The sequence below is a fragment of the Microlunatus sp. YIM B11417 genome (assembly GCF_059617205.1).
This window is the reverse complement of record NZ_JCAMPJ010000001.1, coordinates 517,742-532,071: the sequence shown is the minus strand read 5'-3', so window position 1 is coordinate 532,071 and position 14,330 is coordinate 517,742. Positions and strand designations below refer to the sequence as shown.

The following is a 14,330-nucleotide window of genomic DNA, read 5'->3' as shown; positions in this document are numbered from 1 at the left end:
GGCGCGATGCTATCGAACGGCGTCCCGCTGCTCCGCCAGTCGCCAGACCTGCCCCAGCCGTTGACCCTCCGGCCCGTCGCCGGTACTGACGAAGCGCTCGACGTACGGCCCGATGAAGGCCTGCCAGCGCAGGTTCGCCGGGTCGTCGGCCAGGGCCGCCATGGCAGCGGCGTAGTCATCGCACTCGACCAGGTGGAACAGGTCGGTCCCACTCCGCCAGATCGTCCAGTCGCGAATCCCGACCTGGGCGAACGAGGCGGCCAGGTCGTCCGGGATCGTCAGATGGTCACGCTCGTACGCCGCCTCGGCGCCGGGCTTCAAGATCGAATGCAGGGCCACGCGCATCGACAACTCCTCTGTGAGCAAACGTTTGTTCATGCTACGGTTCTGTTCCGTCCAGGGTCAACGGCAGCAACGGAGGTCGCGCGTGGACAGCACGGAGCCGCCCCTGCAGGGCATTCGGGTGCTCGACTTCAGCCAATTCCTGGCCGGTCCGGTGGCCGCACTGCGGCTGGCGGACCTCGGCGCGACCGTGATCAAGGTCGAGCGACCGCAGGGTGGCGACATCGGGCGCAAGCTGGCCTTCGCCGGCCGGTTCGCCGACGGCGACACGGTCTCCTTCCACGCGATGAACCGGAACAAGTACGGGATCACGGCCGACCTCAAGGACCCGGACGACCTGGACCGGATCAGGAACCTGATCACGACCAGCGACGTGATCATCCAGAACTTCCGGCCCGGCGTGATGGAACGGATCGGCCTGGACTATCCGTCCGTCCGGGCGCTCAACCCGGCCATCGTCTACGCGAGCGCCAGTGGCTACGGCGATGCCGGGCCCTGGCGCGACCGCCCGGGCCAGGACCTGCTGGCCCAGTCGCTGGCCGGCCTGCCCTGGCTGAGCGGATCGGCAAACGCCGGACCGGTCCCGGTCGGCCTCTCGATCGCCGACCACCTGACCAGCTGCCACCTGGCCCAGGGCGTCACCGCCCTGCTGGTCCGGCGATTCCGGACCGGGGCCGGCGGGCTGGTCGAGACGAGCCTGCTGGAGGCGCTCCTCGATCTCCAGTTCGAACTGTTGAGCACGCGGTTGAACGATCCGACCGTCGCCGTCCGGCGAGGCGGGCGCTACTCGGCCCACGCGTTCCTGCCCGCGCCGTACGGCACCTATCCGACCCAGGACGGCCACCTCGCGCTGGCCATGAATCCGGTGCCGGAACTCGGCCGGCTGCTCGACCTGGAGTGGCTGACCACGTTGACCGACGAGGCCGACTGGTGGGACCAGCAGGAGGCGATCGAGGAGGCTCTCGCCGAACGGCTGCGGACCGAGACCACCGAACACTGGCTGAAGATCCTCGATGCCGCCGACGTGTGGTGTGCTCCGGTGCTTACGCTGGAACAGCTGATCGAGCATCCCGGCTTCGCCGCCGCCCGGATGACCCAGGAGGTCGACCGGGACGGACTGCGGCTGACGACGACCCGCAGCCCGATCCGGGTCGACGGTCGGACGTTGACCAGCGAGCGTGCCGCGCCGCGCCTGGGCGAGCACAACGACCTGGTCGGTCAGGGGCGGGCAGGATGATCACACTCCGGGGGATCACCTGGGAGCACCCACGTGGCTACGACTGTCTGGTCGCCGCCTCCGCCGCCTACCGGGAGCAGGCCGGCGTCACCGTCGACTGGCGGTTCCGGTCCCTGCAGTCCTTCGCCGACCAGCCGCTCGCCGAGCTGACGGCCGAGTACGACCTGCTGGTGATCGATCATCCGCACATCCCGGAAGCCGCCGCCGAGGGGCTGCTGGCCCCGCTGGACGGAGCCGGCTTCGATGATCAGCTCCGGGACCTGGCGGAGCACAGCGTCGGCCGTTCGCACCCGAGCTACGCCCACGATGATCATCAGTACGGCCTGGCCACCGACGTCGCCGCCCAGGTCGCGGCCCACCGGCCCGACCTGCTGCCGGAACCGCCGCGGGACTGGCCCGCCGTCCTGGAGCTGGCCCGGTCGGGCCGGGTGCTCTGGCCGGCCAAGCCGATCGACGCGTACTCCAGCCTGATCACGATCACCGCCGGACTCGGGCACCCGCCGGCCGCCGAGCCGGGCCGGTTCCTTGATCACGACGCCGGACTGGCGGCGCTCGACCTGCTGCACCGACTGGCCGAACTGGTCCCGCCGGACTGCCTGACCCAGAACCCGATCCAGGTCGCCGAGGCGCTGGCCGCCGGTGACCGGTGGTGCTACGCGCCGTTGCTGTTCGGCTACACCAACTACAGCCGGGCCGGCTTCCGTACCCATCGGCTCCGCTACACCGACATCCCGATGATCAACGGCGCGCTCGGCGGCTCGCTGCTGGGCGGTGCCGGGATCGCCGTCTCGGCCCGGTCTGCCAGGCTCGAGGCGGCACGCCGGTTCGCCTTCTGGGTCGCCTCGGCGGACGTCCAGCGCGGGGCCTACTTCGACGGCGGCGGCCAGCCCGGCCACGGTGCCGCCTGGGACGACGACCGGCTCAACGCCGAGACGCTGGACTTCTTCCGCGGCACCCGGGCCACCCTCGAGGCCGCCTACCTCCGACCCAGATTCCATGGCTACCTGGAGTTCCAGGACACCGCCTCGCCCTGGGTCACCGCAACACTGCGCGGCGAGCTGACCGACACCGAACTGCTGCGTCGACTTGACGCCGCGGCCGACCGACTGCTGAGGGACGCATGATCACCGTTGATCGCTACTTCGAGGACTACGCCGTCGGCGAGCGCCGGACCACCCAGGGCCGGACCGTGACCGAGGCCGACGTCGTGCTGCACGCGGGCCAGACCGGCGACTTCTTCCCGCACCACCTGGACGCCGCGTGGTGCGCCACCCAGCCGTTCGGCCGACGGATGGCGCACGGAACCTTGATCATCTCGATGGCGGTCGGGATGACGGCGGGCGACATCAATCCGCAGGCGATGAGCTACGGCTACGACAAGATCAGGTTCGTCAGACCGGTGTTCATCGGCGACACGATCACCGTGACCGCTGAGATCACCGGGAAGGCCGACCACCGCAAGGATCCGGACCGGCTCGGCTCCCTGCACGAACAGGTGACGGTGATCAATCAGGACGCCGAGACGGTCGCCGTCCTCACCCATCTGTATCTGGTGAACAAGCGGAGCGAGCCGTCATGATCGACGACTTCACCGACGTCAGCGACGCGGTCCGGATCTCGCTGCCGGCGTCGTCCCGGCGACGGCTCGGCATCATCGGCGCCGGCGCGATCGTCGACGTCGCCCACCTTCCCGCCTACCGCGCACTCGGCCTCGAGGTCGCCGCGGTCGCCGACCTGGACCGGGCCAAGGCCGCGGCCGTGGCGGAGCGGCACGGCATCGGCGCCGCGTACGGCAGCGCCGAGGAGCTGCTGGCCGATCCGCGGGTCGAGGTGATCGACATCGCCGTCACGGCCGCTGCACAGCCGGCCCTGGCGACGGCCGCGATCGAGTCGGGCCGGCCGGTGCTGGCGCAGAAGCCGTTCGCGCCCGATGTCGCCACCGGGCAGCGGATCGTCGAGCTGGCCGCGGACCGGGATGTCGCGCTCGCGGTGAACCAGCAGCTCCGGTTCGACGAGGGGATCGCCGCCGCCCACCGCATGATCGAACTCGGCTGGATCGGCGAGATCACCGCGATGTCGATCATGGTCGACATCCGGACCGCGTTCTTCGACGACTGGCCCTGGATGCGCGACCTCGACCGCGTGGAGATCACGTACCACTCGATCCACTATCACGACGTGATCCGCTGGTTCCTCGGCGACCCGGACGCCGTCTTCTGCGCCGCCGGCCGACTGCCGGGTCAGACCGGCCGGGGGGAGACCCGGACCATCTCCACCTACCTCTATCGATCCGGCGTCCGGGCCCTGGTCCACGCCAACCACGACAACCTGCACGGCGACGACAGCGCCACGTTCCGGATCGAGGGCACCGCCGGCGCGATCCGCGGCACCCTCGGCCTGCTGTACGACTACCCGCACGGCCGCCCGGACACGCTGGAGCTGCACAGCACCGTGCTGCCGACCGACGGCTGGCTGCCGTACCCGGTGACGACACGGTGGATCCCGGACGCCTTCGGCGGCCCGATCAGCTCCCTGCTGAACCACCTCGCCGACGGCACCCCGCTGCGCTCCTCCGGCGCCGACAACCTGCGTACCCTCCGGCTGGTCGAGGCCCTCTACACCTCGATCGACGAGGCCCGGGCCGTGGACCTGACCACGACCGGCTGAAAGGCTCACTCCGGCAAGCCGGCTTGCCCGATCGGCCGGGTCCGGGGTCGAATCGGGTCATGACCGGGTACGTGACGATCCGTGAGGTCGCCGACCACTTCAGGCTGCCGCTGTCCACGCTGCACTACTGGGAGCGCCGTGGCCTGATCACCCCGGAACGGCGTTCGCGGCAACGGGTCTACGACGCCGACCAGGTGTATCGCATCGCCCTGATCGACCTCTGGCGGCGGACCGGGCGGTTGAGCATCGAGGAGATCACCGAGTTGCTCGCCGCCGATGATCACTGGCGCGGCCGGGTGGATCGGCAGGTCGCGGCGGTCGATGCCCAGTTGGCCGACCTGCAGCGCGCCCGCGCCTATCTGGTGCACCTGCGGACCTGCTCGCACGGGCCGACCCTGGAGCGCTGCCCGAGGTTCCGGGTCGGGATCAGCGTTCCGGCGAGCCTGCTCCCGGCATGATCAACGCGGCCAGACCGGCGGCCGCCAGCAGGCAGCTCCCGGACACGGCGAAAGCCGGACCATAGCTGCCGGCGGCGACGCTGAGCCTGGCCAGCACGGCCAGGCCGATGGCGCCGCTCGCCTGTCGCACCGTGTTCAGCAGTCCGGCGGCCAGTCCGCCCGAACCCGCCGGCACGCCGCTGGTGGCGGCGACGGTGATCGGCGTGAACGCCGCCGCGCTGCCCAGGCCGAGCAGCACGCCGGGCAGCACCACCGAGAGCAGGTACGGGAAGCGCCCGGTGATCATCACCGCAGCGAGCCCGAAGCCTGCCGCGCCGACCAGGCAGCTGATCACCGTGGCCCGGCGCGCCCCGAGCCGGACCGTCAACGGACCGGCCAGCCGGGCGCCGGCGAACATCGCGGCGCCGATCGGGAGGAAGCCCAGTCCGGCCTCCAGGACCGTGAACCCCAGCACCTGCTGCAGCTGCAGCGACAGCAGCACCGGGCTGGCCAGGAAGCCGAGCCCGAGCAGCAGCATGATCAGATTGCCGCTGCTCACCTGACGCAGCCGGAGGATCGACCAGCCGGGTGAGCGCACCGGTCCGACCGGCCGTGGCTCGGCGGCGGGCAGGGCGCGGGCCGCGACGATCATGGCTCCGAGACCGACCGGCACCGTGATCAGAAAGACCGCCGGCCAGTCCAGCCACTGGGTCAGCGGCCCGCCGAGCACCGGGCCGAGCGAGGCGCCGACCGCACCGACCGCGCTCCAGCCGGCCAGCCGCCGGGCCCGCCGGGCCGGATCGGGGACCAGCGTCGTCAGCAGTGCCAGCGTGGCGGGCATCAGCAGTGCGGCACCGAGCCCCTGCACCGCCCGGGCCGCCAGCAACGAGGCCGGGGACCAGGCGAGGCCGGCCGCACCGCGCGCGAGGGTGAACACCCCGAGCCCGACCAGGTAGCCGCGGCGCAGCCCGATCCGGTCGCTCAGCCGCCCGCCGGGCAGCAGGAACGCGGCAAAGGCGAGCGTGTAGGCGTTCACCACCCACGGCAGCGATTCCGCCGCGAAACCGAGCGCGGCACCGATCCGCGGCAGGGCCACCGAGACCATCGTCGCGTCCAGCACCACCAGGAACGCCCCGGCACAGGAGCACATCATGATCAACCGCTCCGCCGCGGCCGGACCCCGGTCCTGTCGTCGCATGCCTCGCCTCCTTCGAGTCGCTCCGGGGACGACGATGGCGACTCAACCGCGGTTGAGTGCAAGCCCGGAACCGGGACCCGCGGAATACCGGCCGCGGGCGGTGTGTTCAGGTTGGTTCGTGGTCCAGCCCGAAATCACCCGCGCCTCCGTGGGTCTGCGGTCCGAGCGCGGACCGGTCCTGCTGTCCGTGATGCTGTCGGCCGGGTTGGTGGCGATCGACTCGACGATCCTCGCCACGGCCGTGCCGGCGATCGTCGACGACCTCGGCGGCTTCTCGCAGTTCCCCTGGCTGTTCTCGATCTACCTGCTCGCCCAGGCGGTGGCGGTGCCGATCTACGGCAAGCTGGCCGACATCATCGGGCGCAAGGCGATCATGCTCTTCGGCATCGGCGCGTTCGTGCTCGGCTCGGTGCTCTGCGGGCTGGCCTGGAGCATGCCGGCCCTGATCGCCTTCCGGGCGGTCCAGGGGCTCGGCGCCGGGGCCGTACAGCCGATGGGGATGACGATCATCGGCGACATCTACACGCTCGCCGAGCGCGCCAAGGTGCAGGGCTACCTGGCCAGCGTCTGGGCGATCTCGGCGGTGGTCGGCCCGACGCTGGGCGGCCTGTTCGTCGACTTCCTGGACTGGCGGTGGATCTTCTTCGTCAACGTACCGCTCGGCGCGGTGGCGGTCTGGATGCTGGTCCGCAAGTTCTCCGAGAACCTGACCCGGACCAAGCACAAGATCGACTTCGCCGGTGCGATCCTGCTGGCGGCCGGCGGTTCGCTGTTGATCTTCGGCCTGCTCGAGGGCGGCGTGCTGTGGCCCTGGCTGTCCTGGCCCAGCCTGGCCGTGCTCGGCGGCGGCGTCCTGCTATTGATCATCTTCGCCCTGGTCGAGCGGAAGGCCGCCGAGCCGGTGCTGCCCGGCTGGATCTTCACCCGCCGGATCCTCAACGGGGCCAACCTGGTCAGCCTGACCGTCGGCGTGATCCTGATCGGGCTCACCTCCTACGTGCCGCTGTTCGCCCAGGGGGTGCTGCACACCTCGGCCCTGGTGGCCGGCTTCGCGCTGGCCGCGATGACGATCGGGTGGCCGCTGGCCGCGTCGAACTCGGGCCGCTTCTACCTCTGGATCGGCTTCCGCAACACCGGGCTGATCGGGTCGGTGCTGGTCCTGGCCGGCGCCGGCCTGCTGTTCACGCTGGGGATCGGCAGTTCGATCTGGATCGTCGCGCTGACCTGCTTCCTGATCGGCCTCGGCATGGGCCTGGTCGCCAGCCCGTCGCTGATCGCCGCCCAGTCGACCGTCGGCTGGCAGCATCGCGGCGTGGTCACCGGCGCCAACATGTTCGCCCGGTCGATGGGCAGCGCGATCGGCATCGCCGTCTTCGGGGCGATCGCGAACGCCTCCCTCGCCGGCAAGGGCGCGATCGGTTCCCACGGCAGCACCAGCAGCGACGTCTCGCCCGAGGTGCTGGCGCCGGCGATCCACCAGGTGTTCATCGGCTCGGCCGTCTTCGCCGTACTGCTGGTGATCGCGGTGTTGATCATCCCGCGCAAGATCGAGACCGACGAGTCCGCTCAGTAGGTCGTCGAGAGGCCGCCGTCGACGGCGATCGTCTGGCCGGTCAGGTACGACGCGTCGTCGCCGGCCAGGAACGCGACGATGCCGCCGATCTCCTCCGGCCGACCCCAGCGGCCGAGTGCGGTCCGGGAGGTGACGAACTCGTTGATCGTGGGATCGGCCACGATCGGCGCGTTGGTCTCGGTGGCGAACGGCCCGGGGGCGATCGAGTTGACCCGGATCCGGTGCGGGCCGAGCTCGGCGGCCAGCGTCCGGGTGAGGCCGTCCAGCCCCGCCTTCGCCACCGTGTACGCGACGTCGGCCCGGGCGCCCAGCAACCCGCCGACCACCGACGAGACGTTGATGATCGAACCCGGCCGGCCCAGGTCGACCAGCCGGCGGGCGACCCCCCGGCTCATCGTGTACGCGCTCGTCAGGTCGACCCGGATCAGCCGCTCGAAGTCCGCCTGGTCCATCTGCAGCAGGCCGCGCCGGTCCCGCTGCCCCACATTGTTGATCAAGATGTCGATCGGGCCGTGATCATCGGCGAGCCGCTCGACCGCCTCGGCCGCGGCGGCGCCGGCCACGTCGAACGCGGCCGGCCGGGCGTCCAGCCCGGCCGAGCGCAACGACGCGCAGACCGTGGCCAGGGACTCGGCGTCGCGGCCGTTGATCAACAGCCGGGCCCCGGCCGCCCCGAGCGCCCGGGCCATCTCCAGGCCGAGTCCGCGCCGGCCGCCGGTGATCAGGGCCAGCCGGCCCGCCAGTCCCGCCACCGGCTCAGACCCGCCACTCGAGCTCGGCACCGTCCCGCCGCGCGGATTCGGCGGCCAGCAAGGAGATCCGGGTGCTCAGCAGCTGTTCGCCGACGGTACTCGGCATTGGCCGGCGGATCAGGTCGGTGAGCACCCATTGCGGTTCGTCGGCCGGCAGCCCGCAGGCGATCACGGCCGACGGCCGGTCGTCGATCATGGACCGGAACCTGCCGTTGCCGATCTCCCACGCCACCGCACCCTGCTCGCCGATCAGCTGGACGACCAGCGTCGTGCCGGCGGCGACCGGATGCCGGACCACCTCGCAGACGACCTCGCCGTCCGGCCCGCTCCCCCGCACGGACAGGGTCACCTGCTCCTCCGCATCGCCGAGTGCCCGGACCGCCCGGCCGCTGACCGTGCCCGAGGTCGCGCCGGTGAACCCGCGGAACAGCTCCAGCACCTCCAGCGTCGCGCCCGCCACCGCCTCGTCCGAGACCTCGCCGGCCACCTCCAGGACGACCTCGCGGAGCCGGCCCAGCCGGCCCTGGTCGTACAGCTCGCGGGCCAGCCGCGCCGCCGGATGGTTGCGGTAGAGATGCACCACGTCGAGCCGGCGCCCGGCCGCGGTCGCGGTCGCGGCCAACTGGTCCAGCTCGCTCAAGGAGTCGGTCAGCGGCGGCGCGACGATCACGTCGGTCCCGGCGGCCAGGCCGTCCCGGACGATCCCGAACGTCGCGTCGGCCGGACCGGCGACGGCGATCATGGTCGGCTTCGCGCCGGCGAGCAACTCCCGGTGATCGGTGAAGGCCGGGGTCGCGTGCAGCACGGCGAACTCGGCCCTGGCCGCCTCGTCCGGTTCGCTGTAGCCGACCACGTGCACGCCGGCCCGGCGTCGCTCCACCGGATGGACGAACAGCCGGTGCCGGGCGTCGGCGACGCCGACCAGTGCGAAGTCGATCATGGTCTCCTTCCCGTGGCGATGATCATGACCATCACCGATCCCCCCGACGCAGGTACGCCAGCACGGCCAGCACCCGGCGGTTCCCGTCCGACTCCGGCGGCAGGTCCAGCTTGCCGAACAGACTGCCGATGTGTTTGCCGACCGCGGCCTCGCTGACCACCAGATTGGCCGCGATGGTGGCGTTGGACTGGCCCTGCGCCATCAGGCCGAGCACCTCCAGCTCGCGCGGGGTCAGCCGCTGCAGCGGGTCGCGCCGACTGCCGAGCAGGGCCCGGACCACGTCCGGGTCGACCACGGTGCCGCCGCCGGCCACCTCCGTGATCGACTCGGCGAACTGGGTCACCTCGGCCACCCGGTCCTTGAGCAGGTAGCCGACCCCGGCGCCGGACGATTCGAGCAGCTCGTCGGCGTAGGCCTGCTGGACGTACTGGCTGAGCACGATCACGGCCAGGTCGGGCCGGTCCCGGCGCAGCTGAACGGCCGCGCGCAGGCCCTCGTCGGTGAAGTCCGGCGGCATCCGTACGTCCGTGATCACCAGATCCGGATCATGATCATGGACCGCCCCGATCAGCGCGGTGGCGTCGCCGACCGAGCCGACCACCCGGTGCCCGAACCGGGTCACCAGGCTCTCCAGACCCGATCGCAGGAGGACCGAATCCTCGGCGATCACGATCGCGAGGGACGTCAGGTCAGTGGCTGGCATGGCACCTCGAACCGTACAACGGTGGGACCTCCTGAAGGACTCGACACATACATCCGGCCGTCGACGACGGCCAGCCGATCGGCCAGGCCGAGCATCCCCGACCCGACGGTCGGGTCGGCCCCGCCCATCCCGTCGTCGGTGACCTCGGCGATCAGCCGGTCGGTACGCCAGTCCAGCGACACGGTCGCCAGCCCGGCCATCGCATGCTTGGCCACATTGGTCAGCGCCTCGGCGACCGCGAAGTAGATCGCCGTCTCGACCGGGGCCGGGTAGCGGTCCTCGGTCGACAGCCGGGTGTCGACCGCGACCGGGGACCGTGAGGCAAGATCGGACAGGGCCGTGGCCAGGCCTCGCTCGACCAGCACTTGTGGATAGACGCCGCGGACCAGTTCGCGCAGCTCGACCAGGGCCAGCCGGGCCTGCTCCTGGGCCTGGGCCAGGCGGCCGGCGGCCTCCGAATCCTCCGGTACGTCCATCCGGGCCAGTCCGAGCTCGACGCTCAGCGCCACCAGCCGCTGCTGGGTGCCGTCGTGCAGATCCCGTTCGATCCGGCGCCGCTCCGACTCGAACGCGTCGACCAGCCGGGCCCGCGACGTGGTCACCTCGGTCAGCCGACGGCCGAGCTCGGACTCCTTCGGCGCCAGCACGGCCCGGCTGATCGCCGCCCGGGCGCCGGCCCAGGCGGTCACCAGATAGGCGAAGAAGGGCACCAGCACCAGACTGATCACGGCCACCGCCAGGGACTCCAGGACGTTGCTGCCGATGATGATGTCGATGATCGACAACACCGCCATCACGAACGGCGCGACGAACACGGCCAGCACGACGCCGTCCAGCAGGCACAGGATGGTGCAGACGACCGCGTACCCGATCTCCTGCCAGGTCAGCGGATCGCGGAGCCGCGTGACCGCCCAGACGCGCAGATCGGTCTGGCCGGTACGGTTCCGCGGCCGGTCGATCGGTTCGGCGTCGACCATCCTGATCCGGAACCGCTCCACCCGGGCCAGGCCCAGCCCGCAGAGCACGAAGACGCACAGCAGCACGATCACGCCGAACAGGGCGAGCACGGTCTGCGGGCTGAGCCGGGTCAGCACGATCTGTTGCACCATCACGGTCATCGCGATCACGATCAGCGAGAAGCAGGCGCCGATCACCACGCCGACCCCGACCCCGCTGAGCAGGTACGCCAGCGAGAGCCACGGCCACCGCGACAGCAGGAAGCGTCGCGGCGGCTGGACCATCGCCTGCCAGGGCGCGTGAGCGGACACGCTGCGACCCTACTGACGCGCGGCGGGCGGCACAGTAGGTCCAGGGCTACTCCGCAGGTCGGGCAGGCCTACCCAGCCAGTTGGCCAACCGCTCGGTCGGGCCGGCGTCGGAGGCCGCGGCGACCGGCGGCCCGAACGGGATGCGGCCGCCCCGGGGCTCTTCCGGCACGGCGTGCCGGGCCGCGACCAGCGCGCGCTCGGCCAGCTCCGGGGCGGCCTCGGACGGCTGGCCGGTGGCGCGGGCCAGATCCCAGCCGTGGGTCAGCGTCTCGGTGAGGTAGCCGCCGAGCGCGAGGACGCCGGGCACCTCGCCCCAGGGCACCCGGACCGTCCGGGTCAGCGTTGCGTCGTCCGCCCAGGCGGCCCGCGCCGCCCGGATCCGGTCCCGGTAACCGCCGGCCAGATCATCGGGCAGGTCGGTCACGACGTGCGGCTCGACCATCGGGTCGCTGCCCTCGCCGATCCGTCGGACCCGGCCGGCGCCGGTGTAGAGATGGCCGACCAGCGCCCGGACGTCGAACTCGGGACACGGCGTCGGCCGGTCGAGCTGATCGGGCCGGACGCCGTCGATCAGGCCGGCGACCCAGTCCTGAGCCTGCGCCAGGAAAGGCCGGAGATCGGTGTGCTGCATGGGGAACCTTTCGTCGAAGTGACCTTGCCGGACCAGCCTCTCCCGCAATAGGTGACACGAAGTGTCGTGTATGAAATCGTGGCCCGGTGCGCGCCGATCGCCTGATGATCCTGGTCGGACTGCTCCGGCAGTACGGCAAGCTCAGCGCGGCCGAACTGGCCCGGCGGCTGGAGGTGGACCGGCGGACGGTGCTGCGGGACATCGAGGCGCTGTCGACGGCCGGCGTCCCCGTGTATGCCCTGCGTGGCCGCAACGGCGGCTTCGCCCTGCTGCCGGGCTACCAGCCGGATCCGGCCGAGCTGACCGAGGACGAGACGGCCGCCCTGTTCGTCGCCGGCGGGCGGACCGCGCTAGGCCGGCTCGGTGTCGAGACCGCGCTGGCCTCGGCCCTGAACAAGCTCGCGTCGGGGTTGCCGGCCCGGCTCCGGGACACGGTCGAGCACCAGGCGGAGCGGATCGTCGTCGACCCGGCGGGCTGGATCCTGGACCCCGAGCCGGTGCCCGAACTGCCGACGGTCCAGGCGGCGACGTTCGCCGACCGTCGGTTGCGGTTCCGCTACACGCCGCGACAGGTCGAGCGCGCCGGCCTCCGGACCGTCGATCCGTACGGGCTGCTGCTGGCCGGCTCCGCCTGGTATCTGCTGGCGGGACACCGCGGCCGGCCCCGCGCCTACCGGGTGTCCCGGATGGCCAGGGCGGTGATCGTCAACGCTGCGGCGCAGCGCCCGGATGATCTTGACCTGCGCCGCCTCTGGGCGGAACTGCGGGCCGGGTACGCCGGGATCGAAGGGATCCGGGTCCGGCTCCGGATCCGGACCCCGTTCCGGGATCTGCTGCTGCGGAACCTGTCCGGCCAGCTCACCCGGCCCGCCGGGTCGTTGCCGGCGGACGACGACTGGTCGGGACTGGAGCTCTCGGTTCAGGGCCTGCGCGGAGCCGCAGGAGTCATCGCGGGCTTCGGAGCGATGGTCGAGATCGCCGATCCGCCCGAGCTGCGCCACCTTCTCGCCGACCTCGGGCGGGAACTGATCGCCCTCGACGAGACCTCGCGGCCCTGAGGGTGTACGACCGTACTGTACGATCGTATGGCATGAGCGTGGAGACGACACCCAGGACGACCACCGGCCGGCCGAGCTGGCGGCTGACCCTCGGCCGTGCCCTCGGGGCCATGATCGTCTTCAGCGTCGCGCTCGGTGCCGCGAGCGGGATCGGGCTCGGGGTCGCGACGACGATGGGCTGGCCGTGGCCGGCCGGCCCGCTGCTCCAGGCGGCCCTCTGCACCGTGATCACGCTGGCCGGGATCGGCTGGTTGGCCCGCGTCACCGACTCGACCCCCGCCTGGTTCGGCTTCCGCCGGAGCAGGATCATCAGGGACCTCGGGATCGGGTTCGGGGTGATCGCGGCGGCCGCTCTCGTCGTCATCGGACCGACCGCAGCGCTCGGCGGGATTCGCTTCCAGGGCGTCGATCCGGCCCCGTTGCTGGCCTGGCTCGGCGTCACCGTGATCGCGGCGACCGGACTCGAGGCCTTCCCCGAGGAGCTGGCGTTCCGCGGGCTGGCGTACAGCTCACTGCGGGGGCGGCTCCGCCCGTTCCTCGCCGCCACCGTCGCGACCGTGATCTTCGTCCTCGCCCCCGGTCTGTCGACGACGGTCACCGCACTGATCACCCGAGCCCTCGGCGCCGGCGAACCGCCCTGGTACGCGATCGCGCCGGCCGGCCAGGACCCGGTCAGCTACCTACTGCTCCTGGTCCTGTGGAGCTGCTGCCTGATCCAGGCCCGCCAGGTCACCGGCAGCATCTGGGTCGGCGTCGGCGCGCACCTGCTGTTGTTGATCATCAACCGGACCCTGCTCGGGTCGGCCTCCGGCTCCGGCGTGGAGCTGGCCGGACCCGACCTGATCCTGATCATTCCCGGGTACGTCACGCTGGCCACCGTCGCCTTCGGCCTACTCCGGAACCGTTGGTCATGACCGGCGAGCAGCCGCAGCGCGGCGCGCACATCCTGGACGCCGCGGTCCGGCTGATCGCCGCCGACGGCCTGGCCGGACTGTCGATCCGGTCGGTCGCGACCGAGGCGGGGGTGTCGCTGGCCCAGGTGCAGTACTACTTCGGCAACAAGGACGCCCTGGTCGAAGCCACCTTCGACCATGCCAGCGCCGAGTTCCTGGCCCTGCTGGAGCCGGTGTTCCGCCGGCCGTCGTCGCCGCGCCGGCTCCGCGAGCTGATCATGCTCTGGCTGCCGCTGGACGAGCAGCGGGAACGCCGGGTCAAGGTCTGGCTCGCGTTCGCCGGCGCCGCCGCGACCCGGCCCGCCCTGGCCGAGTCCGCCCGGCGGTCGGACCGCGAGGTGATCGACTGGTTCACCCGGGATCTCACCGACCTCGGCGCCGACTCCCCCGCCGCCCGGGCCGCCCACCTGCTCGCCCTGATCGACGGCCTCGCCCTCCGCTGCCTCACCCTGACCCCGCGAGCCCGAACGACGCTGATCAAGCAGGTCCTCGACCCGCACCTCGCCGCACTCGTCCCCGCCCGCTCCGCGACGACGTCGAGAACCCTTCCACCCGACCGCTGAGTCCTCGA

Annotated in this window: 16 protein-coding genes; 9 read left to right on the top strand and 7 right to left on the bottom strand. The window is 71.7% G+C overall.

Going from position 1 to position 14,330, the window contains the following annotated elements:
• Window positions 1–9: 9 nt before the first annotated feature.
• A complete protein-coding gene (locus AC6CCG_RS02580; protein ID WP_496652882.1) occupies window positions 10–345 on the bottom strand; it encodes an L-rhamnose mutarotase in 336 nt (111 codons plus the stop codon).
• An 82-nt stretch (window positions 346–427) separates the two neighbouring features.
• On the opposite strand from AC6CCG_RS02580, the gene AC6CCG_RS02575 reads away from it, so the two are divergent.
• The 5 genes from AC6CCG_RS02575 to AC6CCG_RS02555 are packed head-to-tail and all read left to right on the top strand — an operon-like array spanning window position 428 to window position 4,704.
• Window positions 428–1,579 carry a CaiB/BaiF CoA transferase family protein gene (locus tag AC6CCG_RS02575; RefSeq protein ID WP_496652881.1) on the top strand — a complete coding sequence of 384 codons (1,152 nt, stop codon included), beginning with the start codon at window positions 428–430 and terminating at the stop codon, window positions 1,577–1,579.
• Complete coding sequence (locus AC6CCG_RS02570) at window positions 1,576–2,703, top strand: extracellular solute-binding protein (protein ID WP_496652880.1); 1,128 nt, start codon at window positions 1,576–1,578, stop codon at window positions 2,701–2,703. The genes AC6CCG_RS02575 and AC6CCG_RS02570 overlap by 4 nt, the downstream gene beginning before the upstream one ends.
• The gene (locus AC6CCG_RS02565; RefSeq protein ID WP_496652879.1) at window positions 2,700–3,158 is read left to right on the top strand and encodes a MaoC family dehydratase; all 459 of its coding nucleotides are present in this window, start codon (window positions 2,700–2,702) and stop codon (window positions 3,156–3,158) included. The genes AC6CCG_RS02570 and AC6CCG_RS02565 overlap by 4 nt, the downstream gene beginning before the upstream one ends.
• Entirely contained in the window at window positions 3,155–4,246 is a 1,092-nt protein-coding gene (locus tag AC6CCG_RS02560; RefSeq protein ID WP_496652878.1) for a Gfo/Idh/MocA family protein, read from the top strand. The genes AC6CCG_RS02565 and AC6CCG_RS02560 overlap by 4 nt, the downstream gene beginning before the upstream one ends.
• Before the next feature lie 59 nt (window positions 4,247–4,305).
• A complete protein-coding gene (locus AC6CCG_RS02555) occupies window positions 4,306–4,704 on the top strand; it encodes a MerR family transcriptional regulator (RefSeq protein ID WP_496652877.1) in 399 nt (132 codons plus the stop codon).
• Here AC6CCG_RS02555 and AC6CCG_RS02550 read toward each other — a convergent pair.
• Window positions 4,673–5,881: an MFS transporter gene (locus AC6CCG_RS02550; protein ID WP_496652876.1), complete on the bottom strand. Its 1,209-nt coding sequence runs from the start codon at window positions 5,879–5,881 to the stop codon at window positions 4,673–4,675. The genes AC6CCG_RS02555 and AC6CCG_RS02550 overlap by 32 nt on opposite strands.
• A gap of 118 nt (window positions 5,882–5,999) precedes the next feature.
• Here AC6CCG_RS02550 and AC6CCG_RS02545 point away from each other — a divergent pair, with 118 nt between their 5' ends.
• Window positions 6,000–7,454, top strand: coding sequence for an MDR family MFS transporter (locus AC6CCG_RS02545; protein WP_496652875.1), 1,455 nt, complete (start codon window positions 6,000–6,002; stop codon window positions 7,452–7,454).
• Here AC6CCG_RS02545 and AC6CCG_RS02540 read toward each other — a convergent pair.
• The 5 genes from AC6CCG_RS02540 to AC6CCG_RS02520 are packed head-to-tail and all read right to left on the bottom strand — an operon-like array spanning window position 7,448 to window position 11,748.
• Complete coding sequence (locus tag AC6CCG_RS02540; RefSeq protein WP_496652874.1) at window positions 7,448–8,206, bottom strand: SDR family oxidoreductase; 759 nt, start codon at window positions 8,204–8,206, stop codon at window positions 7,448–7,450. The genes AC6CCG_RS02545 and AC6CCG_RS02540 overlap by 7 nt on opposite strands.
• A gap of 4 nt (window positions 8,207–8,210) precedes the next feature.
• Entirely contained in the window at window positions 8,211–9,146 is a 936-nt protein-coding gene (locus tag AC6CCG_RS02535; RefSeq protein WP_496652873.1) for a Gfo/Idh/MocA family protein, read from the bottom strand.
• 31 nt (window positions 9,147–9,177) lie between these two features.
• Window positions 9,178–9,849, bottom strand: coding sequence for a response regulator (locus AC6CCG_RS02530; protein WP_496652872.1), 672 nt, complete (start codon window positions 9,847–9,849; stop codon window positions 9,178–9,180).
• On the bottom strand, window positions 9,831–11,117 hold the full coding sequence (locus AC6CCG_RS02525; RefSeq protein WP_496652871.1) for a sensor histidine kinase: 1,287 nt from the start codon (window positions 11,115–11,117) through the stop codon (window positions 9,831–9,833). Before AC6CCG_RS02525 ends, AC6CCG_RS02530 begins: the two co-directional genes overlap by 19 nt.
• Window positions 11,118–11,163: 46 nt before the next feature.
• Window positions 11,164–11,748, bottom strand: a complete 585-nt coding sequence (locus AC6CCG_RS02520; RefSeq protein WP_496652870.1) for a TIGR03086 family metal-binding protein — start codon at window positions 11,746–11,748, stop codon at window positions 11,164–11,166.
• An 86-nt stretch (window positions 11,749–11,834) separates the two neighbouring features.
• On the opposite strand from AC6CCG_RS02520, the gene AC6CCG_RS02515 reads away from it, so the two are divergent.
• From AC6CCG_RS02515 to AC6CCG_RS02505, 3 genes are read left to right on the top strand one after another with little or no spacing between them, the layout of a single operon-like run.
• The gene (locus AC6CCG_RS02515) at window positions 11,835–12,806 is read left to right on the top strand and encodes a helix-turn-helix transcriptional regulator (protein WP_496652869.1); all 972 of its coding nucleotides are present in this window, start codon (window positions 11,835–11,837) and stop codon (window positions 12,804–12,806) included.
• Between the two features lie 32 nt (window positions 12,807–12,838).
• Window positions 12,839–13,720: a CPBP family glutamic-type intramembrane protease gene (locus tag AC6CCG_RS02510; protein WP_496652868.1), complete on the top strand. Its 882-nt coding sequence runs from the start codon at window positions 12,839–12,841 to the stop codon at window positions 13,718–13,720.
• A complete protein-coding gene (locus tag AC6CCG_RS02505) occupies window positions 13,717–14,322 on the top strand; it encodes a TetR/AcrR family transcriptional regulator (protein ID WP_496652867.1) in 606 nt (201 codons plus the stop codon). Before AC6CCG_RS02510 ends, AC6CCG_RS02505 begins: the two co-directional genes overlap by 4 nt.
• The last annotated feature ends 8 nt before the right edge of the window (window positions 14,323–14,330 follow it).